This window comes from Leptospira perdikensis, from assembly GCF_004769575.1.
Lineage (GTDB): Bacteria > Spirochaetota > Leptospiria > Leptospirales > Leptospiraceae > Leptospira_A > Leptospira_A perdikensis.
In genome coordinates this window covers 400936-420609 of record NZ_RQGA01000014.1, presented here as the reverse complement: position 1 = coordinate 420609, position 19674 = coordinate 400936, and the positions used below count along the sequence as shown (strand labels likewise).

Here is a 19674-nt window from a genome sequence, read left to right as displayed (position 1 = left end):
ATGAAACCAACGTTTTTCCACAAAGTCCCTTTCTTCGCCTTTCTCTTTTTACTTGCTTCACAAACCATATTCTGTAGTGACCAAAGATTCAAAAAAATAACATATGAACCCGTTTCCTATTCTCCTTCCAAGGTAATTGTCAAACGTGCCGATCAAACCCTAGCCAAACTTCCTGAAAAACCCGCCATTTACGCAGTGTTCTCAACGACAGCAGGTGATTTGGTTTTGGAACTTTATGATGATGCAGCACCAAAGACTGTGCAGAACTTTATTGATCTCGCCCAAGGTGAAAAAGAATTTCGAACGGACAAAGGTTCCGAAAGACGACCGTTTTACGATGGTTTGAAATTTCACCGTGTCATTGAAAACTTTATGGCACAAGGTGGCTGTCCTAGAGGTGACGGAACCGGTGGGCCTGGATACCAAACAGAAGATGAAATCAATGGAAAGGCATTGGGACTCGACAAACTCAAAATCAAAGATGCACCCCAATACCAAGCCCAATTGCAACGAGCAGTTCTTGCTGAATTCAAAATCCAATCGAGAGCTGAGTTTGAAGAAAAACGAACCGAAGTAGAAAAAGCTTACCAAGAAGCTATGGAATTACCTGTTTTGGAAGTATTACACCGAGTGGGTTACCGTTACAATGAAGTCGTTCCTAGTAAAAAGGCTCTTCGTGGATCCTTGGCTATGGCCAATGCCGGCCCCAATACCAACGGATCACAATTTTTTATCAATCAGGTAGACACACCACATTTGGATGGTCTTCATACTGTCTTTGGATTTTTAGTTTCCGGGTATGATGTACTTGACCGAATCATTGAAAAGGGGAACCTTCAGACGACAATTCGAAAGGTTGTCATCATCGACAAACGCCAATGAACTACTTAGAAGGAATCGAAGTCATTCAAAAATACACGTCGGGTTCCTCCGTGGAACCGGTGTTAAAATTCATTATGACCGTACCTCATAATGAAGAAGCATTTGCGAATGCACTTGATGAAATCGGGGGAATCAATCGTTACCCTGATACCTTCGTCGGTCTCCTAAGTTTTATCAGTTTTATCCTCGGCCAAAAAACAAAAATGAGCCACCTGTATGAAACGGCCTTGGAACGGTACGAATCCTTAAACCAGGTCACTTCCAAACGCCGGCCAACAGAAGAAGAATCGAAAATCAAACGAACATTAACTGACTTTATTTTAAAAATAGAAAAGGTATTCGAAATTCAGGATTTGACAGACGAGAGTTTGGTGAAGGAACTAAATCGTTTTGTTTCTGAAGCCAATCTGTATGGGGTTACCGAAAACGAGATCAAAAACCTAAAAGTTTCCTCAAAAACAGTGGCCCTCGTCGAACCACATTTGGACAAACAAAGGGAAAATTACTACCAGTACAAAAAGTTAGTGGGAGTGACGACAAGGCTCATTCGGATTGCGGATTATATTTTGGAAGAGGCAAAAATGGGGGCCGGATGACCGGTTTTATGTCCTAAAAATTCTTTCGAAAATTGCAAGTCCTGCCGAAATCTTTAAGTGTATGCGGTCTCTCCGAACTTGTATCATTTTAGGAATTCTATTGGTAGATTCCCTATTTGCATTTCCTGATAGGGATGCTCGGGGAGAACGAATTGATAACTTTGTCTCATTACAGTCAAAAATTAGTTTGTCTTTAACGAAACGGAGTTACCAGTCAGGGGAACGAGTGCCACTGACTTTTACCGTCACTAATACCGGTAAGGAAGTGGTTCGAATCTTTCCTTCCTTCGACTACCGTTACTCTTTTCAAATCATTGTGAAAGATGAGAACGACCGGATCCTCACACCTATAGAAGATCCAGAATTTCCAGATCCCATCCTCAAACGTAGGACTACCATCGTCAATTTGGTAGGCGATGAAAATAAAGAAGTGAGCCTTCATCGCAATGAGTCGTTTTCCAAAACCATCTATCTGGACGAACATTATAGTTTTTTACCAGATCAAAAATTCTATGTGACCGGTTATTTTTATCCTAATTATACGGAAGATAAATCAGCTTTCCTTCGCTCTGGAAATACCGTAGGATTCTTATTTCAAAATTCCAAAGCAGAGAGAAAAGAAACCGTCACCCGCCAAATCACGGAAAACGGGGGGCTTTCCCCTGAGGAAACGATCTTCCTCTTTCTCGGTGCTGAGATGAAAAAACATTGGGAATACCATTTTAAGTGGATCGATTTTTCTGAGTATATTCTTGCATATGATCGTTACAGCAGTGCCTATACCGAAGCAGGTCTTGGGGAACGCGAAACAATCATTGAAGATTTCAAAGAGTATTTGACGGAGACACCCTCTGGTGTTTTAAAATACTTTAAAGTGATGAATGTGGACTATCCCTCCAAACGGGATGCGAGAGTCCAGGTTTATGTAGAAAGAATGATGGGTCGGTTCAAAACAAGGTACGAATATATATACACCTTGCGACAAGAAGAAGGAAGCCGAGTTGGATTTTGGCAGATTAAAAACTTACTCGTAAAGGTAAAAAAATGACGGAAATCCTTTCCCAAGACGAAATTGATGCCCTGTTAAATGCCATCTCCTCGGGCGAAGTATCCGAGGATGAATACTCATCGGTTGGGGAACAAAAGAAAGTCAAAATCTACGACTTCAAACGTCCGGATAAATTTTCAAAAGACCAAATTCGTACCTTGCAGATGATGCACGAGACTTTTGCCCGTTTGGCAACCACTGGTCTATCGGCTCAGTTACGAGCCCTGGTTGTGGTGCACGTGGCATCGGTGGACCAGTTAACCTACGAAGAATTCATTCGATCCATTCCGAATCCCACAACTCTTGCTGTGATCAATATGGATCCACTCCGTGGGTCTGCCATTTTAGAAATTGACCCATCCATTTCGTTCACCATCATCGATCGTCTGTTTGGTGGTAAGGGTGAGTCTTCCAAAGTCAACAGAGAACTTTCTGATATCGAGTTATCGGTAATGGAAGGTATCATTGTCAGGATTCTCGGAAACTTACGAGAGTCTTGGTCTACGGTAATTGATTTGCGTCCAAGACTAGGAAATATTGAAACGAACCCACAATTCGCACAGGTCGTTCCTCCAAATGACATGGTGGTATTAATTACTTTGGAAACCAAAGTGGGTGAAGTGGAAGGGATGACCAACCTTTGTATTCCCTACATCACCATTGAACCAATCATCAATAAACTTTCTGCACAGTATTGGTATTCCTCGATTCGTAAAGGGGAAGTGGACGAAAACCGTGCCGTCATCCAAGAACGACTCGACCAAGTCAAAATCCCTCTGATTTCAGAAGTGGGAAGTGTGGACATCTCTCTGAATGATCTCATGAACTTACACGTTGGGGATGTGATCAAACTGGAAAACACGCCGATCAAAACAGACCTTATGGTAAAGGTAGGGGATCGTAGTAAGTTTAAGGCCACACCGGGTCGTGTGGGGAACCGTCTTGCCATCCAAATTGGAGATAGCATTGAGGACATTCCAGACGAACTCCTTGGATCTACCAGATCGGAACAAGAATACTAAGTTTTTTCGCTAAACAGAGTTTATGCGAATGAAAAGGCCTAGCGAAGTATTTTTGTCCGCTTTTGCTAATTCGTCAGTTTGTGTAAGCAGGTGTTTCCATAACTGCCGGTACAAAACCTGTTTCAATAGTAGAGCGATTGAAGGCATTTCAAATTTGCAACAAATCAGGAAATTTCTATTTTTTGCTTTTGGATTCCTTTTGGTTCTGTTTGTTTTTCTGCCTTTAGAAGCCAAACCCAATAAACCTTCAGAAAAACGTGCGAGTCAATCCTCAAAGATTCGCCAAACCATTGTTCTTTCTATCGATGGATTTCCTGCTTACTACTTATTGGATACTAAATACCATTCTTATTTCCCACACCTAAACGAAATTTTCCAAAAGTATGGTGTTTCTGAAATTGTAACAGTCAATCCATCGGTAACGTATCCGGCACATACTTCGATGGTGACAGGAAAAGATCCGGCAGAACATGGAATCCTCAACAATACTTTATCCGATCCTTTTGAAAAAAACGATGGGGGATGGATGTGGTATGCGGAAGACATCTTTAGTCCTACACTTTGGGATTTGGCAAAAGAGAATCGGAAATCCACTGCGAATGTATTTTGGCCTGTCACTGTGGGGGCCGGTATCGATTGGAATCTCCCCCAATATTGGAGAAAAAAAATCCCAGAGGATGACAAACTCCTTCGAGTGCTTTCCACAAAGGATCTTCATAAAGAAGCGGAACTTGCCGTAGGAGCACCGTTAAACGACGTCTCAAAAGATGAAGTGAAATTAAAAACAGCCACTTGGCTCTTTCAAAATAAAAAACCGGATCTGATGTTGGTTTACACAACGGATTTGGACACCAACCACCATGGGTTTGGCCCTGGATCAGAAAAAGCCCTTTCCCGACTTTTGGAATTGGACAAAGCCATTTTTGAATTTTTACAGTCCGTGGGAGCATTTTCACCCAAAGGTCCGGGACTTGTGATCGTTTCTGATCACGGGTTTCATTCTGCCGATGTGGTTTGTGCACCGAATGTGGTTTTAAAACAAAAAGGGTACATTCGGGATGAGGACGGAACTTTCCAACTCACCTTTAAAAGTTCTGGTGGAACCGCCGTCCTTTTGCCTGGTGGGAATGCAAAACTAGCGGATGCGGAAATCCAATCCCTTGTTTCTGAAATTCTAGCGGCCTGTCCAGGAGCCGAATGGATTCCTGCTAATAGCAATATGTTAGGTGAAGGAATCAACCAAACCTCAGAAGGCGAGGAGAATCGTAATCTGCAAAAGAAAATTCATCCCAATGCTTTAGGACTTTTACGGACTTCGCAATCTATGTTTTTTAGTGGAACCAGAAAAGGGGAAGTGTTTACCAAGTCCCAAACAAAGATTCACGGACATGGGTATTGGAATACAAACCCTGAGATGAAAACCATTGGATTTGTGTATGACCCAACGGGAAAAAAACACCAATTCCAATCGGTAAAAGATGTATTTAGAATCGTGAAAGATATGTTAGGTCTTAAAGAGAAAAAAAACAAAGGGCCTCGTGTTTCCACAAAACCCTAATCTAGAATCAAACCGATTCGGATGAAACGGTGATTCTTATTTTTTTAATAAACTAAGAATGGCCTCTCCAACAGCTTTTGCCGACTGCGGATTTTGTCCTGTCACAAGCCTTTCGTCCACTTCCACATGAGAGTTCCAAGGTGCTGATTTGGAATACGTACCACCGGCAGCGATCAGTTTGTCTTCCAATAGGAAAGGAACCACTCCTTCTAGTTTCACAATCTCTTCTTCTTCGTTGGAAAATCCATTCACTCGTTTTCCCTCAATCAGTTTGGACCCATTGGACAAAGTGACATTGACAAGTGCCGAGGGACCGTGACAAACAGCTCCCACAATCCCACCTGATTCATAGATGGATCTTGTGAGGCCTTGGAGTTCCGCGTTGTCTGGAAAATCCCACATGGTTCCGTGCCCACCGGCAAAATAAATGGCAGAGTAGTCACTTGCCTTAATTTCTTTTGGGGACTTGGTATGGATGCGTTTTTCCTGGTAAAGGGGATGGTTCCAAAATTCTTTGTTGGCCACATCTTCCAAATCAAATCCATCCACAGGAGGTTCACCCCCTTTCGGACTGACCAAATCCATTTCCACACCGGCATCGTGTAAGACCTTCCATGGGTGAGCTACTTCTCCCAAATGGTAACCCGTGGAACCGGCGTTTCCTTTTTCTCCGTGGCTTGTTAATACAAATAATACTTTTTTCATTGGATCCTCGCTTTGTTTGCAGGTTCTAAATACCTGCCTTAGGAAAATTTTTTCCTATCTGATTTTTTAGACAAGGGAAACTAGTTATTAGAATAATGATGGTGTTTATAATCTGGTATTAAAAATATAATATCAGAATGAATCCGATCGAATTGTACCAGAGTTTTTATTGTATCTATCGGGAGAGGAATTTGACCAAAGCAGGAAAAATCCTTGGTTTGTCCCAACCGGCACTTAGTTTGCATTTACAATCCTTGGAAAGGCATAGAAAAGAAGTTTTATTTCGGCGTACATCTCGAGACTTAATTCCCACTGACGCCGCCAAACGTTTGTATGTTCAGATTGCAGGCCCAATCGAAGAATTGGAAAAAATGGAAGGGCAATGGAAACCGAAAGAAAATATCCGCAAGTTTAGGATTGGTTCAGCCAAGGAGATTTTTTTAGAAAAAATTTTGCCAAAACTTTCTGCATCAGGAGAAAGATTTCATGTGCAGTATGGTCATCCTCCTGAACTTTTGGATTCTTTGGAAAAAAAGGAAATCGATCTAGTTATCACCAATCAAAAGTTAAACGTTCCTGGGATTTTATTAGAAGAATTATACAGAGAAAAATTTGTATTTGTAACCTCAAAATCCATCAGTTTGGAGGCGAATTTTCCATTTCGTGGACAAACCAAACCCAAAATCGAAATGATCAAAACTTGGATGGAAAACCAACATTGGTTTGTGTATAGTGAGGATTTTGCCATAGTTCGCAGGTTCTGGAAGGTGAACTTTGATTCCAGGCCGAAATTAAAGGAGTATTCTGTTTTGCCGAACCTTCATGATATCAGAACGGCATTGGAACTCGGGAGCGGTGTTTCTGTTTTGCCTACGTATTTACTTGGGAAAAAATCTCCATTATACACGAATGATAAAGATTGTTATGGTTTTGAAAACCAATTGTATCTTGTTAGCCGAGAAGAGGATGTCGATTTTTTAGAAGAAAAATTCCCTACACTGTATGATTGGATGAATGTTTAAAGGTTTAAATTAATGTTTTTTCCAGTGGATACATTCCCCTGGGCATTCATCCATTTCCTTTTGCACCTTCTTTTCATCTTCGTCTGGGATCATCGCATCGTTGATCGACTCACCGCCGATATGAGTTTGGGAAACATCATCCTCATCCATCATAAAATACTTAGGCATATTATCTGCACATTGATTACAAGAAGTACAATTGTCTTTGTCTACATAAGCCTTTCTCATGATTTATCCTCTGTTTTGAGTTTATAATATAAAATGATAGCTACGAAGAAAATGGTCACAGTATTAGCAAGGATGATTGGAAAATCAGACCGCAATACTCCGTAAACTAACCACAAAAGTACACCAAAAAAAAACATAATGTACATATTGCGGCTGATATCGCGAGTTTGTTTGGTCATTACGACACGTAATACCTGGGGAAGAAAGGAAACCGTAGTTAAAAATGCAGCAACGTAGCCAATTAGGTTTTCCATTTAAGCTTTATACTCTCGCCTAACTATTGTCTTCACCCCGCCCCGAACATTGTAATCACCTACCACTTTCACAAAGAGAGGATTTACGGCAGCCACGAAGTCTTCGAGGATTTTGTTCACAACGTTTTCATGGAAAATTCCCACATTCCGGTAGGACATCATGTATTCTTTTAGCGATTTTAGTTCTACGCAGCGTTCCCTAGGGATGTATTCGATAAAAATAGAACCAAAGTCGGGAAGGCCTGTTTTTGGACAAACAGCGGTAAATTCCGGGATTGTGAATTCGATATTATATTCTTTTCCGGCATAAACATTGGCAAACCACTCGATTTCCGGGGTTTTCCAGGACGGGATATGGTCTTGTTTGTCCTCGTAAGAAGATTCTGATTTTTTTTCCGACATTTGTTTACCCCGACAATTGCAAAATTATTTTGGAATCATCCCATGAAAAGTGATAAAAAAATTGCAGTCGTCGATTTCGGCGGTCAATACGCTCACCTCATCGCATCCCGAATTCGTAGGCTTGGTGCCTATACGGAAATTCTCTCCAACGAAGAACCTTTGTCTGTTTACGCATCCTATGCTGGAATCATTCTATCGGGTGGCCCCAGTAGTGTGTACGAAAAGGGTGCTCCACTTCTACCAGATGGTTTTTTTAACACTTCTGTTCCCATTCTCGGAATCTGTTATGGCCACCAACTTTTAATGAAGGCCCTTGGTGGTGAGGTTGTTTCTTCCAATTCAAAAGAATATGGCCCTGCTATTTTAGAAATTCAAAATCCTGATTCCTTACTTTCTAAATCCCTTTCTCCTAAAACGAAAGTCTGGATGAGTCACGGTGATGAAGTGGTTCGAATGCCGGATGGTTTTCAAATTGTTGCTTCTTCGGATAATTGCCGTTATGCGTTTGTTTCTAATGAGTCTAAAAAACAATTTGGAATCCAATTTCATCCAGAAGTCACTCATTCTGAAGAAGGGGAAGTTTTACTTCGTAACTTTGTGAATCTTTGTAATGCGGGATCCAGTTGGAGTATTTCGCAGTTTTTGGAAGAACAAATCTCCGAGTTACAAAAAAAAGTCCCACTAGGTAAAAATGTGTTTTTACTCGTGTCCGGTGGTGTGGATTCTTCTGTCGCCTACTTACTACTTGCCAAAGCACTTGGGAAAGATCGTGTCAAAGGACTCCTTGTCGACACTGGTTTTATGCGTAAAAATGAAGTGAAGGATCTTATAGACAACCTCCACCACGTTGGTTTTGATCTCACCATTTGGGATGAAAGTCAGATCTTTTACAAACACTTAGAATCAGAATTTGAACCAGAAAAAAAACGTCGGATTGTTGGAGATCTATTCTTAGAAGCACAAAGTAAAGCCACAGATTCCCTTGGTTTGGATTCTGAACATTGGCTTCTTGGTCAAGGAACCATTTACCCAGACACCATCGAATCTGGGGGAACCAAACATTCTCATAAAATCAAAACCCATCACAACCGCGTCCCTCAAATTGAAAAACTCATCCAAGAAGGGAAAATCATCGAACCCATTGCCGATTTGTACAAAGATGAAGTGAGAGAACTCGGAAGGCTTCTCGGCCTACCAGAACGTTGGATCGAAAGGCATCCTTTCCCGGGCCCAGGCCTTGTGGTAAGAATGATTGCGAGCCCTGAGACAAAACCTCCTGTCCTTGATTTTTCTGATTTGTCCCTTTCTGGAAAAAAAGCTACGGTGAAAATTTTACCGATTCTTTCTGTCGGGGTACAAGGGGACCAAAGAAGTTATGCGCACTGTGCCGTGTTAAATGATTTCACTACCAACTGGAAGGAATTGGACGAATGTGCCGTTGAGATCACCAATTTCAAAAAGGAAATCAATCGTGTGGTTTTTGCACCGGGGATTCAAACTTTCTCGGGAGCTTTTCATTATACCAAACTGACCTTAGACAAAGAACACTCTGATATTTTACGAGAGGCGGATGCGATTGTGAATCGAATCCTCTATGAGGAATCCATTCATACGTCTATCTGGCAAATGCCAGTGGTCCTTGTTCCTGTGGGACTTCGTGAAAATTCTTATGGGGTAGTGTTACGCCCAGTGGAATCAACCGAAGCAATGACTGCTAATTTTTATGAGATGGATAGAAAAATTTTGGAACGGATCACCAAAGAATTATTAGTTTTACCGCAAATTTCTTTGGTGTTGTATGATCTTACCCACAAACCACCGGGAACGATTGAGTGGGAATAAGTTAGGATCTTTCTAAAAACAAATTTAGAAAAAAGATTAAGGCAGTAAAAACCAAAGGAGAACCATTCCACCCATTGCGAGTTCGGGGAGTTTTCTTTTGAAAAAACTTTGGTTTTCTGGATTTTCTTTTGGTTCTTCCTGTGCTGCGGATTCTGTTTTTGTTTCTTCCTTGGTATCTTTGGAAGCGATTAAGGATCCAAAAAATCCAGGTTTTTCTTCCTCTTTCGGAGCTTCCCATTCTACAGGAAGAGATACGACGTCTACGGCTGTTTTCTTAAACGCTTGTTTGGTGCCATCTTTTGATTCGACCAAAACATAATTGGCAGTTGGAGAAGAAGTTTTGACATTCTCCAGTACCTCTTTGGTTGCTTTCACTTTCACCGTGTCCGCATAAGAATTTAGAGAAACAATCGATAGTATGGATACGATGAGAAAGGTCTTTAGGTTCATATTTACAGCCCAATCTTTTGCAAAGGTTCCGCAATTTGATTTTTGAGAGAAATGTTACAATCCGATGAAAAGTGAATTCAGTTTCCATTTGACACCAGGCCTTCCTATTTTAGCCTATCCAAAGTCACGATTGGCGTCGTGGCCAAGTGGTAAGGCATGGCTCTGCAAAAGCTTGACCGCCGGTTCGAATCCGGCCGACGCCTTCTCACGATTGATTCGCCTGGATGGTGGAATTGGTAGACACACAGGACTTAAAATCCTGTGGGAGTAATCCCGTGCGGGTTCGATTCCCGCTCCAGGTATAAATCGAACGATTGCGAGTCAAAAAAAACGTAGCAACCCATAGGGAGCGTAAAGCGTTTTTTCCGAAGGCAGGAAGCCTGAGGTGACGAGCAAGACGGGCTGAAAACGAAAGGCCAGGAAGGCCGAAGTTTGAAGCGATTCCCGCGGACTTTCTCAATCAAACAAAACTAGAATCAACATCTCTTAACTATGCAGATCTAATTACAGTTCCCTGAGATCTCAATTCTGGGAAGAACCGGATTTTCTCCTTTCCAAGTATATTTAAATCCAAAATCAACAAACTCTAACCCAACGCCCAAATGATCTTTAGGATAGATTTGGATCTTTTGGGCCTGATTTGTATTTCGAAAACTTTCAGTTTTTACAATTCGTTCCGACTGGACTTTGTATTCTTTGTCTTGGTCGAAGCTTTCTCTTTTCCGAATTTCTAATGTAAGAGTTTCCGGTAGATTCCCATTTTGTTTTTCTTCCCAATGAATTTGGAAGAGAATCGGTGCCTCTCTGATAACGGAAGTTTTGTTAAAGTTAGAATCATGATCCAAACATCCCGCAAGTTTAAAATAAAGTTCTTTGGTTCCTTCTGGCAAAACGATTGGCACTTTCCCATTGATGGATGACTGTGCTTGTAAGGAAGGAAAATTCTGTTCAGTGCGAGTTCGGTGTAAAAAGAGGTCCTGATCAGGTGTTTTTGTTAAATAAAAAGCCCCCAAACAAGAAAGTAGAATCCAAAAAAGGACCAATCCAAAAATTTTCTTTTGATGGTTTTTACTCGTTAAATGATTTTGAATGATTCTTTTTTCTTTGTAGGAAGGAAGTAAACATAAAATTCCAAGGAAAGGAAACAAGACTTCATCATCTAACAGAAAACATTGGAAACTGCCTGCAAATACAACAGCAAAAAATCCTAAAAAGAAAATAGTATGTTTCCCCGTATTTAAAATGAGTTTTGTTTCTAAATATAAAAAATAGAGGAAAAAAAACACTGAGAGGAACCCTCCCAAAATCCAAAAATGTAGGAAGTCAAAATGAGCATGTGATTTCGGAGTGATAAACAAGTCATAATACAATTCGGGAAGATTGTTTACTAATTCATTCGCTTGTGTGATAAACTCATTTGTATAATTTCCTGATCCAATTCCGAAGAAATAAGAATCTTTTAGAATTTGAAAATTCATTTTATGAATCCAAATTCTTTGATTCTCTAACGAGCGTTTAGCGAATAAATCATCGATTGCCCTTTGGAAAAGCCAATTGTTTTGGTAGAGCAAATAGAGAATACCTACAAATGCCAACACACCAATTCCCAGAGCAGGTAGGTATTTTTTAATCGAAATTCTTTTGTGTAGGGAAATCAGAAAGAATCCAAATAAAAGTCCAAACCAAATGGAACGACTTTGGTTCAGAAAAAGTAAAACGAGTCCAAACAAAGATAAAATGAAAAATCCAATGAGAAGAAAACGAAACTTTGCTGTTCGTTTGACTATTTTAAAAATGCGGAAGCTGTGATCTAAAAGAGAGGGGAGATAGAGAGCAAGTAATCCTCCATATGTTAGGTGAGTACTTTGGAAACCAATGGGCAAATAAAGAGGAAACTTTCCCATAAAAATTGCCAAAAGGTGAGGTAAACGTCTCCCCTCGGTATATTGGAATCCATCCATCACAAACGGAGCAAGTCTGTAAGGGAAAACCAGTGATACCAGCCCTGCTACAATGAGAAATAGAGCTCCAATCTGAACTGCTTTTTTTAATTTTGTTTTTTCGAAAGTTGATAAGTTTGAATGGTGTAATAACAACAATGCCATCCATACATCACCAAACTCAGATTTTAAGATAGTGACTTTCCAATTGGTTTGATTCCAATGTAGAATCGGAGTGATGAGAAAACTTACATAAAGAAGGATCCAAAAAAGGATTTGAGATTCGAAATGCTGAAATTTTCGTTTTAAAATTACATTCAAAAACAAAAAGAATAGAGAGGCCCCGGCAAAGATTTGGCAAAGACTAATCGAAAAGGGGGAGAGTGCAAAAAAAAGGTATAGAAAAACGACAGAAATCTTATGAAATGTTTCTTTCCCAATCATATTTGGTTCTCAGAATAGGTTTTAACTCCTATGGAAGGCAAGAGAAAAAGAAAATTGTCGGTGGCCATCATCACCTTCAATGAAGAAAAAAATATCGGGGATTGTATCCGGTCCGTTCTGGCAGTTGCTGATGAAATCATTGTTTTGGATTCATTGAGTACTGACCGTACCAAAGAAATTGCGACTTCCTTTTCCAAAGTAAAATTCTATGAGTCTCCGTTTCCAGGTCATGTGGAACAAAAGAACAAAGCCATTGGTTTTTGTTCCAATGATTGGATTTTATCACTTGATGCGGATGAACGTGCGAACCAAACTCTAATTCAGTCTATTGAATTGTTTTTAGAATCAGAGTCAGTTTATGCCGATGGGTTTAAAATTGCGAGACTCACTTATCATTTGGGTCGGTGGATTCGGTATAGCGGTTGGTATCCACTTCGTAGATTTCGTCTTTTCCAAAAAAATGCGGCCACTTGGGTTGGCGAAAACCCACATGATTATATCGAATTAAAACCTGGTTCTCATGGGAAAGTAATGAAAGGAGATATCCTTCATTATAGTTTTACTGACTTTAGTCACCAAATTACAACTATCAATCAGTTTTCTAGTATTGTTGCTTATACTCGTTATGCGAAAGGGGAGAGGTTTTCTCTTACAAAAACCATATTCAAACCATTCGGAAAATTTATCGAAATTTATATTTTTAAGTTTGGGTTTTTGGATGGGATCCCAGGGCTTTGGATCGCCATTGCATCTTCCTTTTCTACCTTTCTTAAATTTGCAAAATTGTATGAACTAGATCGTAAACAAATTGAGCGACCGTCCAATATAAGAAAAGATTATGGCAAAAACGAATAAAAAATCCCAAGGGAATTGGTTTACACGTGTTCTATCCTTGTTTGGCTCTAAAAGGAATTCTAAAGAAGAGGATCCGGGAAAACGAAAAAAAGAACCAAAATCCTTTGCTATGGAGTGGGCACAAGCCGTAGAAAATTGGAAAAAGAAACTTCGTACCAAACAGGTAACATCAGGGATCGTTTTCGAAACTCCTAAGTTTCGCTTAACAAAAACAAATGACAAATTGTTTCGTGCTGAAGGCTCAAATTATTCCGTTATTTTAGCCACAGGGAATCACATTTATAAAAATAAAGATGAGAAATGGGCTGGCGTTTTATTTGTGGATGAGGGTGAATTAAACAAAAATTTATCCAAAGATCTGTCTAGTTTGGATGGGTTACTTGGAGCGTTTTCCATTCCTAAATCGGATTTATTTTTAGATGCGGATGCTCCTAAAGAAGATTGGAGAGTTGTTCTCACTTGGGAACGATTTTGGAAAGAACAGTTGGTTTTACAAATGAAACCAAATTCCATGGCCCTTGTTCTACTTGCCATTGGTGAGGAATGTCGGGTTTTTTTTGAATCTGTAGCAACAGAAAGACAGAAGCGGCTGGTTCGAGACGAACTATTTTATTTGAATTTGGGAAATACAGACCAAAACAATCCCTATTCGAAAGCCAAAAACTTATTCGGATTTGGAACAGCACTTATCGAATTTGGAAATACCATTAACATGATAAAAGAAAAACGGGAAAAGGAAGAAAACCATGGATCATAAATCACTTATCCAATCACATATTGAAGATTCGATTGCCGTAAAACAGCAGTTATTACCAATCCTTTTGCCATCTATTGAATCGGCGGGAAAGTTACTTGTAGAATCCTTAAAACAAAATGGGTTATTGTATTTTTGTGGTAACGGTGGATCTAGTTGTGATGCTTCCCATATCGCAGCTGAACTTGTGGTTCGTTATAAATCTGGGAATGAAAGGAAAGCCATTCCTGCCCTTGCACTCAATAGTGACCAAGCGGTTCTTACCGCATGTTCTAATGATTATGGTTATGAATATGTTTTTCAAAGACAAGTCCAAGCTTTTGGGAAACAAGCAGATGTTTTTGTGGGTCTTACCACTTCGGGAAATTCGCAAAACATTATTTTGGCGGTGGAAGAGGCTAGAAAAATAGGAATGAAGGTAGTCCTTTTTTTAGGTGGTGATGGGGGGAAACTAAAGGGTAAGGGAGATGTGGAAATCATTGTCCCTTCGAAAATCACGGCAAGGATTCAAGAATGCCATATTCTCATCGGTCATATTCTTTGTAGCATCATAGAAAAGGAACTCTTTGGCCTCGATTGATTTGAATGTAGTTCAAATCAAAAATGCCACCATTGAAACAAGGGATGGGCAAAAGATTTGGAAGGGAATTTCTTTAGAAATTCCGAAAGGATTCATTTACGGGATCATTGGAGAATCGGGATCAGGAAAGTCCACACTTGGATTTTCTCTTTTTGGAATGGTCCCAACAGGTTGTCGTTTATCCTATACAACCTTTACTGTGCTAGGTGAAGATGTTCTTTCTAAAAGTTTAGGTTCCAAACTATTTATGGTGCCACAAAATCCCAATGGAGCATTTCATCCTTTCCGTACTATAGAGGCGCAAACCAAAGATTTTTTTAAACTATCAGGACTGAATACAGGATCATACGAATCTCTATTTTTAATTTGGGATCAGTTGTCTATTCCCCGAAATCATTGGAAAAAATATGCAAGAACGCTTTCAGGAGGAGAGAAACAAAGAATTCTTCTTTCTTTGGCATTTTTACGAAATCCGGAGATTTTGGTATTAGATGAACCAACGACAGGTCTCGACTCTTTTTCTGAAAAAATTGTCTTGGAAACCGTTCAAAACCTTGCAAAAATGGGGATGTCAGTTGTTTTTATTACACACGAGCTTCGGATCGTCGAAAGTCTGGCCTCCCAAGTTACGATAATGAAAGAAGGGGAAGTCATAGAAACCATTCCGGTTCTAAACCACAACCTGGAGCCAAAAACAGAATATGGAAAACAACTTAAGGAAGCTTCTCTCCTCTTTCAGTAAAGGAACTTTCCTTTTCCTTATTTTTGCACCTGTGGTTCTTTTTGCGGACCCTGGATTCAAACTTAGATCCATCGACATTCGTTCTTACCCAGAAGTCAAAATTCGATTCCATTCCAACACCCCGATTGATCCGACAGGATTTGTCCTATCCGAAGAATTGGATTCTGTAGCAAGACTTACAGAATCCTTTCGGTTCGAACCAATAGAATCCAAAAATCCCATTCACTTATATATTTCTATTCCCAGTTATACAAACGCAGAAGACCGACGTTGGATCATTCAGTTGGCAAACCAATTGGTAAAATCTTCTGAACAAAGTGGTGGGACTTCAAAATTACAAATCCAATCCGATGGAACCAAACATTCCTTCGAACGAATTCGTTCTCAGGTTTTGGATATTTCCTTTCCCTTTCCAAAAGAACCAGCTCCGATTTATCCCATTCGTAATTGGGAGAACTTCCTTGAGGGAATTGCTAAAAATCAATCCGAGGAAGATCATATTCTTGTTTTAGTTAGTTTTGCACCGGAATGGCAAGATCGATTCGAGATTCCGGAATTGGCAAAAAGAATTCGGGATAAAAATCTACAGTTGATCGTGTTAGCACCGAGTTCCTTGGAAGCTACAAAACTTGCCAGTTATGCCAATGGAAAACACTATCCCATAACCAAATCAGATAGTTATTCTGATTTATTTTCTTATCTTCGTGCCCTTGGCCAGGAAGATTATGAACTTGTTTATCAATCGCCATGGAAACTATCCCGATGGAAAACTAATTTTGTTTCAGGTAAACTCGTATCAGTAGACCAAGGCATTCGGTTTGTTTTCCGATATGAACTTTCCTTTTTTCGAACTTTGTATCTTCAATTATCTGATCCACTATTCTTTTTTCCTGTTAGTTTATTTCTGATATTTCTTTGTTTAGCTGCTTTATACTATTTACGGGGATATGAAGAAACAAACCAAAGTTTGGCGACCATAACAAATGTTGAATCTGAGTTTTCAGAAAGGAAAGAAGAACTCCAAGTTTATGATCGAATGTATGGAGAGACAATGGAAAAGGCTGCTCGCGATCGTGAAATCGCAGTAGCGATTGCAGAAAAAATTCCGCTTGCCGGGTCCTCCTATTCTTATGCCGTTCTGATATTAAGGGATGGCAATCATAACACGGATCAATTCCCATTGCAGTTCGATGAGGTTACCATTGGTAGTTGGGAATCGAACCACCTAGTTCTTCCTGATCCAACAGTTGCCGGCCTTCATGCGAAGGTAAAAAATAGAAAGGGAAAGTATATATTGTTTGATTGTGTGTCACAAACAGGGGTATACTTGAACGGTAAAAAATTACTTCGCCCCAAAGTGCTTCATAATTTGGACGAAATTCAAATCGGAAAGACGATTCTCTCGTTTCGAGGAAGGTAGGGTTATGGTTCGTATGTTAGATAAATTTTTTGTCTTAATCATCGTTTTACTTTCATTCACAGTTCACTGTTCCGGTGAGACCTCGGACAATGCGGCGACTTCATCTCTTCTACTTGCCAAAGAATCTGGTGCCGATGGTTGTACTGTGGCAGGCCTTGGAACCCAGATTAAGGCAGGTTATACAGGAATCACAACTACTTCCAAAGCAGTATCGTTTTCTCTCGCTGGTGATACCTATTACGCAGTCATGCAGATTGCCGGTGCTCAAATTGGAACTCGGGTCGTACTTTCCCGTTATGCGAAACTTGCAATTTATGTATCAACGAGTTGTCCTTTGGATCTTTCTTCTGCCGTAATCGCCAAAGAAGGAACTGAATATTCTAAGGTTGATTCACCGGCTACGGTGATTAGTTTCACAAAAGCAGGAAGTTATTTGATTTATCTTTATCAAAAGGAAAGTGCAGCCAACAATCCGTTGACCGTGCTTACAGATGGGACTCCCGTACAAACCATTTCCGATTCGGATCTTTCTGACCTTTTGAATGGAGGATCGATCAAAACCTTTAAATTTGCTTGTGCCGTCGGTGGCGGTGTCTGTCAAAATTATTATGGATATCTAACGAGTTGTCTATCGGGAACCAAACAGACGTCTAAATGTACAGAGACCAGTGTTGTGGGATCTTGCAAACTAACTCAATCGAGTGTTGGTTATATCATCAGTGTCTACACAGCACCGCTTACGGGGGGCGCGGGCACCGCTGCTGCGCACTGTTCAGGAATTTCAGGAACTTACGTAGACGGTTCTACTGTCCAAACTCCTTAGAACTTCTCTATTTTTCCAAATTCCCTGGACATACCACCCCGTGTCCGAGTTATGACTGGAAGTGGGGGAGTCTAGTTATGAAAACCATGTTTGAGAAGATTTGGAATGACCATTTGGTCCACGAGGATGATGGAACCTGCCTCATCTACATCGACAGACACCTTGTCCATGAGGTAACAAGCCCGCAAGCTTTTGAGAGTTTGAAATTAACCAATCGAAAGGTGCGTCGCCCGGATGCTACGTTCGCTACTATGGATCACAACGTGTCCACAAGAACCCGCGATTGGAAATCGGTGGACCCAATCTCTGTCCTTCAAATGCAAACCCTGATGGACAATTGCAAAGAAAACGGAATCACATTATTTGATATCAACCACCCGGACAATGGAATTGTTCACGTAGTGGCACCAGAGCTCGGTCTAACTCATCCTGGAATGACTATTGTTTGTGGGGATTCGCATACTGCGACTCACGGTGCTTTTGGTGCACTTGCTTTTGGAATTGGAACATCGGAAGTAGAACATGTTCTCGCAACTCAAACACTTGTCCAAAAGAAACCAAAAACATTAGAGATTCGAGTAGATGGAAAACTATCTCCTCTTGTTTCTGCAAAAGACATCGTACTTGCTATCATTGGTAAAATAGGAACTGATGGGGCCACAGGTTATGTGATCGAATTCACTGGAGAGGCAATTCGTTCTCTCAGTATGGAAGGTCGTATGACCATCTGTAATATGGCGATTGAAGCTGGTGCTCGAGCAGGACTCATTTCTCCTGATGATACTACTGTAAGTTATATCAAAGGAAAAGATTTTGCTCCTAAAGGTGAGGCCTTTGATATAGCGGCTGCTAAATGGAAGGCTTATGCCACGGATGCAGGAGCCAAGTTTGATAAAACGGTAACCTTAAATGCAAGTGAAATTGCACCGATGGTTTCTTGGGGAACATCCCCTGGCCAAGTGATTCCAGTGACTGCGACTGTACCTGCACCAACGGATTTCACAGACCCAGTTCAAAAAAAATCAGCTGAGTCAGCTCTTGCTTACATGGATTTAAAACCTGGCCAGAAACTTAGCGATGTAAAAGTGAATAAGGTGTTTATTGGATCTTGCACAAACTCTCGTATCGAAGATTTACGTGTTGTTGCAGACACCGTCAAAGGAAAAAAAGTTAGTAAAGAAGTCGAAGCGATCATTGTTCCTGGTTCTGGTCGTGTGAAACGACAAGCGGAATCTGAAGGACTAGATAAAATCTTTTTAGACGCAGGCTTTCAATGGAGAAACCCAGGTTGTTCCATGTGCCTTGCAATGAACGATGACGTTCTTTCTCCTGGAGATCGCTGTGCATCTACTTCCAATAGAAACTTTGAAGGAAGGCAAGGAAAGGGAGGACGTACCCACCTGGTAGGACCTGCCATGGCTGCGGCAGTCGCAGTAGAAGGGCATTTTGTAGACATTCGGGAGTGGAAATAAGATGAAAGCATTTACGAAATTAAAAGGAATCGCCGCTTTATTGGATAAGGCAAACGTTGATACAGACCAAATCATTCCGAAACAATTCCTTCGTAAAATTGAAAGGTCTGGATTTGGCCAACACCTATTCCACGACTGGAGATTTCTGGATGATGCGGGAAAGAAACCAAATCCAGAATTTGTTCTCAATGCACCAAGATACCAAGGTGCAAATATTCTTGTCACTCGTGACAACTTTGGTTGTGGATCGTCAAGAGAACATGCACCCTGGGCTTTAGAAGATTACGGGTTTCGATCTATCCTTTCTCCTTCTTACGCAGATATCTTTTATAATAACTGTTTTAAAAATGGGATGTTGCCCATTGTTTTACCTGAAGCGCAGATAGAGGAAATTTTCCAAACCATAGATAAAAAACCCGGTGCTAACTTGGAAATCGATTTAGAAAACCAAGTTGTGGTCACAGAAGACGGGAAAAAATATCCATTTGAAGTGGATGCTTTTCGCAAACATTGCCTTCTCAACGGTTTGGATGATATTGGACTCACTCTCCAAAAAGCTGATTTTATTCAAAAATTTGAGGAAAAGAACCAAAAAGAAGTTCCCTGGTTGTACGCAAAAACTGTATAATCGCTGT

At 40.5% G+C, this 19674-nt stretch carries 21 protein-coding genes and 2 tRNA genes; 17 read left to right on the top strand and 6 right to left on the bottom strand.

The features are described from left to right. The 5 genes from EHQ49_RS14785 (at position 1) to EHQ49_RS14765 (ending at position 5106) form a co-directional block, all read left to right on the top strand. Positions 1 to 882 carry a peptidylprolyl isomerase gene (locus EHQ49_RS14785; RefSeq protein WP_135580419.1) on the top strand — a complete coding sequence of 294 codons (882 nt, stop codon included), beginning with the start codon at positions 1 to 3 and terminating at the stop codon, positions 880 to 882. Further along, entirely contained in the window at positions 879 to 1478 is a 600-nt protein-coding gene (locus EHQ49_RS14780; protein WP_135580418.1) for a hypothetical protein, read from the top strand. The genes EHQ49_RS14785 and EHQ49_RS14780 overlap by 4 nt, the downstream gene beginning before the upstream one ends. 61 nt (positions 1479 to 1539) lie before the next feature. Next, on the top strand, positions 1540 to 2526 hold the full coding sequence (locus tag EHQ49_RS14775) for a hypothetical protein (protein ID WP_135580417.1): 987 nt from the start codon (positions 1540 to 1542) through the stop codon (positions 2524 to 2526). Further along, entirely contained in the window at positions 2523 to 3548 is a 1026-nt protein-coding gene (fliM, locus tag EHQ49_RS14770) for a flagellar motor switch protein FliM (RefSeq protein ID WP_002974265.1), read from the top strand. The genes EHQ49_RS14775 and fliM overlap by 4 nt, the downstream gene beginning before the upstream one ends. A 154-nt stretch (positions 3549 to 3702) precedes the next feature. After that, entirely contained in the window at positions 3703 to 5106 is a 1404-nt protein-coding gene (locus EHQ49_RS14765; protein WP_425269873.1) for an alkaline phosphatase family protein, read from the top strand. A 36-nt stretch (positions 5107 to 5142) separates the two neighbouring features. Here the strand turns inward: EHQ49_RS14765 and EHQ49_RS14760 are convergent, their stop codons facing one another. Further along, the gene (locus tag EHQ49_RS14760) at positions 5143 to 5811 is read right to left on the bottom strand and encodes a type 1 glutamine amidotransferase domain-containing protein (protein ID WP_135580415.1); all 669 of its coding nucleotides are present in this window, start codon (positions 5809 to 5811) and stop codon (positions 5143 to 5145) included. Between the two features lie 137 nt (positions 5812 to 5948). On the opposite strand from EHQ49_RS14760, the gene EHQ49_RS14755 reads away from it, so the two are divergent. Next, positions 5949 to 6833 carry a LysR family transcriptional regulator gene (locus EHQ49_RS14755; RefSeq protein WP_135580414.1) on the top strand — a complete coding sequence of 295 codons (885 nt, stop codon included), beginning with the start codon at positions 5949 to 5951 and terminating at the stop codon, positions 6831 to 6833. Between the two features lie 9 nt (positions 6834 to 6842). On the opposite strand, the gene EHQ49_RS14750 is transcribed toward EHQ49_RS14755, so the two are convergent. The 3 genes from EHQ49_RS14750 to queF are packed head-to-tail and all read right to left on the bottom strand — an operon-like array spanning position 6843 to position 7717. Next, on the bottom strand, positions 6843 to 7061 hold the full coding sequence (locus tag EHQ49_RS14750) for a ferredoxin (protein WP_100719354.1): 219 nt from the start codon (positions 7059 to 7061) through the stop codon (positions 6843 to 6845). Beyond that, positions 7058 to 7315 carry a SemiSWEET transporter gene (locus tag EHQ49_RS14745; protein ID WP_135580413.1) on the bottom strand — a complete coding sequence of 86 codons (258 nt, stop codon included), beginning with the start codon at positions 7313 to 7315 and terminating at the stop codon, positions 7058 to 7060. The genes EHQ49_RS14750 and EHQ49_RS14745 overlap by 4 nt, the downstream gene beginning before the upstream one ends. After that, on the bottom strand, positions 7316 to 7717 hold the full coding sequence (queF, locus tag EHQ49_RS14740; protein ID WP_135580412.1) for a preQ(1) synthase: 402 nt from the start codon (positions 7715 to 7717) through the stop codon (positions 7316 to 7318). 42 nt (positions 7718 to 7759) lie between these two features. Between queF and guaA the strand changes: the two genes are divergently transcribed. Next, on the top strand, positions 7760 to 9559 hold the full coding sequence (gene guaA / locus EHQ49_RS14735; protein ID WP_135580411.1) for a glutamine-hydrolyzing GMP synthase: 1800 nt from the start codon (positions 7760 to 7762) through the stop codon (positions 9557 to 9559). 36 nt (positions 9560 to 9595) lie between these two features. Here the strand turns inward: guaA and EHQ49_RS14730 are convergent, their stop codons facing one another. Continuing rightward, complete coding sequence (locus EHQ49_RS14730) at positions 9596 to 10009, bottom strand: LIMLP_04285 family protein (RefSeq protein ID WP_135580410.1); 414 nt, start codon at positions 10007 to 10009, stop codon at positions 9596 to 9598. Positions 10010 to 10141: 132 nt separating this feature from the next. Between EHQ49_RS14730 and EHQ49_RS14725 the strand changes: the two genes are divergently transcribed. Together EHQ49_RS14725 and EHQ49_RS14720 are read left to right on the top strand one after the other, a co-directional pair. Then, positions 10142 to 10212: transfer RNA gene (locus EHQ49_RS14725), tRNA-Cys, on the top strand. 15 nt (positions 10213 to 10227) lie between these two features. Further along, positions 10228 to 10311, top strand: a tRNA-Leu gene (locus tag EHQ49_RS14720). Between the two features lie 198 nt (positions 10312 to 10509). Here the strand turns inward: EHQ49_RS14720 and EHQ49_RS14715 are convergent. After that, on the bottom strand, positions 10510 to 12393 hold the full coding sequence (locus tag EHQ49_RS14715) for an O-antigen ligase family protein (RefSeq protein ID WP_135580409.1): 1884 nt from the start codon (positions 12391 to 12393) through the stop codon (positions 10510 to 10512). 30 nt (positions 12394 to 12423) lie between these two features. Here EHQ49_RS14715 and EHQ49_RS14710 point away from each other — a divergent pair, with 30 nt between their 5' ends. The 8 genes from EHQ49_RS14710 (at position 12424) to leuD (ending at position 19667) form a co-directional block, all read left to right on the top strand. Further along, on the top strand, positions 12424 to 13248 hold the full coding sequence (locus EHQ49_RS14710) for a glycosyltransferase family 2 protein (protein WP_135580408.1): 825 nt from the start codon (positions 12424 to 12426) through the stop codon (positions 13246 to 13248). Next, positions 13232 to 14005, top strand: coding sequence for an LBBP_01157 family protein (locus tag EHQ49_RS14705; RefSeq protein ID WP_135580407.1), 774 nt, complete (start codon positions 13232 to 13234; stop codon positions 14003 to 14005). Before EHQ49_RS14710 ends, EHQ49_RS14705 begins: the two co-directional genes overlap by 17 nt. Then, on the top strand, positions 13995 to 14582 hold the full coding sequence (locus EHQ49_RS14700) for an SIS domain-containing protein (protein ID WP_135580406.1): 588 nt from the start codon (positions 13995 to 13997) through the stop codon (positions 14580 to 14582). Before EHQ49_RS14705 ends, EHQ49_RS14700 begins: the two co-directional genes overlap by 11 nt. Continuing rightward, on the top strand, positions 14569 to 15324 hold the full coding sequence (locus EHQ49_RS14695; RefSeq protein WP_135580405.1) for an ATP-binding cassette domain-containing protein: 756 nt from the start codon (positions 14569 to 14571) through the stop codon (positions 15322 to 15324). The genes EHQ49_RS14700 and EHQ49_RS14695 overlap by 14 nt, the downstream gene beginning before the upstream one ends. Next, positions 15284 to 16744, top strand: coding sequence for an FHA domain-containing protein (locus EHQ49_RS14690; RefSeq protein ID WP_135580404.1), 1461 nt, complete (start codon positions 15284 to 15286; stop codon positions 16742 to 16744). The genes EHQ49_RS14695 and EHQ49_RS14690 overlap by 41 nt, the downstream gene beginning before the upstream one ends. 4 nt (positions 16745 to 16748) lie before the next feature. Then, positions 16749 to 17567 carry a hypothetical protein gene (locus tag EHQ49_RS14685; protein ID WP_135580403.1) on the top strand — a complete coding sequence of 273 codons (819 nt, stop codon included), beginning with the start codon at positions 16749 to 16751 and terminating at the stop codon, positions 17565 to 17567. Between the two features lie 77 nt (positions 17568 to 17644). Next, on the top strand, positions 17645 to 19039 hold the full coding sequence (gene leuC / locus EHQ49_RS14680; RefSeq protein ID WP_135580402.1) for a 3-isopropylmalate dehydratase large subunit: 1395 nt from the start codon (positions 17645 to 17647) through the stop codon (positions 19037 to 19039). A gap of 1 nt (position 19040) precedes the next feature. Beyond that, the gene (gene leuD / locus EHQ49_RS14675) at positions 19041 to 19667 is read left to right on the top strand and encodes a 3-isopropylmalate dehydratase small subunit (RefSeq protein ID WP_135580401.1); all 627 of its coding nucleotides are present in this window, start codon (positions 19041 to 19043) and stop codon (positions 19665 to 19667) included. The last annotated feature ends 7 nt before the right edge of the window (positions 19668 to 19674 follow it).

Bases quoted from the DNA above. Each gene is read 5' to 3' on its own strand.
- EHQ49_RS14785 (WP_135580419.1), top strand. From the start codon at position 1: ATGAAACCAACGTTTTTCCACAAAGTCCCTTTCTTCGCCTTTCTCTTT.
- EHQ49_RS14780 (WP_135580418.1), top strand. From the start codon at position 879: ATGAACTACTTAGAAGGAATCGAAGTCATTCAAAAATACACGTCGGGT.
- EHQ49_RS14775 (WP_135580417.1), top strand. From the start codon at position 1,540: ATGCGGTCTCTCCGAACTTGTATCATTTTAGGAATTCTATTGGTAGAT.
- fliM (WP_002974265.1), top strand. From the start codon at position 2,523: ATGACGGAAATCCTTTCCCAAGACGAAATTGATGCCCTGTTAAATGCC.
- EHQ49_RS14760 (WP_135580415.1), bottom strand. From the start codon at position 5,811: ATGAAAAAAGTATTATTTGTATTAACAAGCCACGGAGAAAAAGGAAAC.
- EHQ49_RS14755 (WP_135580414.1), top strand. From the start codon at position 5,949: ATGAATCCGATCGAATTGTACCAGAGTTTTTATTGTATCTATCGGGAG.
- EHQ49_RS14750 (WP_100719354.1), bottom strand. From the start codon at position 7,061: ATGAGAAAGGCTTATGTAGACAAAGACAATTGTACTTCTTGTAATCAA.
- EHQ49_RS14745 (WP_135580413.1), bottom strand. From the start codon at position 7,315: ATGGAAAACCTAATTGGCTACGTTGCTGCATTTTTAACTACGGTTTCC.
- queF (WP_135580412.1), bottom strand. From the start codon at position 7,717: ATGTCGGAAAAAAAATCAGAATCTTCTTACGAGGACAAACAAGACCAT.
- guaA (WP_135580411.1), top strand. From the start codon at position 7,760: ATGAAAAGTGATAAAAAAATTGCAGTCGTCGATTTCGGCGGTCAATAC.
- EHQ49_RS14730 (WP_135580410.1), bottom strand. From the start codon at position 10,009: ATGAACCTAAAGACCTTTCTCATCGTATCCATACTATCGATTGTTTCT.
- EHQ49_RS14715 (WP_135580409.1), bottom strand. From the start codon at position 12,393: ATGATTGGGAAAGAAACATTTCATAAGATTTCTGTCGTTTTTCTATAC.
- EHQ49_RS14710 (WP_135580408.1), top strand. From the start codon at position 12,424: ATGGAAGGCAAGAGAAAAAGAAAATTGTCGGTGGCCATCATCACCTTC.
- EHQ49_RS14705 (WP_135580407.1), top strand. From the start codon at position 13,232: ATGGCAAAAACGAATAAAAAATCCCAAGGGAATTGGTTTACACGTGTT.
- EHQ49_RS14700 (WP_135580406.1), top strand. From the start codon at position 13,995: ATGGATCATAAATCACTTATCCAATCACATATTGAAGATTCGATTGCC.
- EHQ49_RS14690 (WP_135580404.1), top strand. From the start codon at position 15,284: ATGGAAAACAACTTAAGGAAGCTTCTCTCCTCTTTCAGTAAAGGAACT.
- EHQ49_RS14685 (WP_135580403.1), top strand. From the start codon at position 16,749: ATGGTTCGTATGTTAGATAAATTTTTTGTCTTAATCATCGTTTTACTT.
- leuC (WP_135580402.1), top strand. From the start codon at position 17,645: ATGAAAACCATGTTTGAGAAGATTTGGAATGACCATTTGGTCCACGAG.
- leuD (WP_135580401.1), top strand. From the start codon at position 19,041: ATGAAAGCATTTACGAAATTAAAAGGAATCGCCGCTTTATTGGATAAG.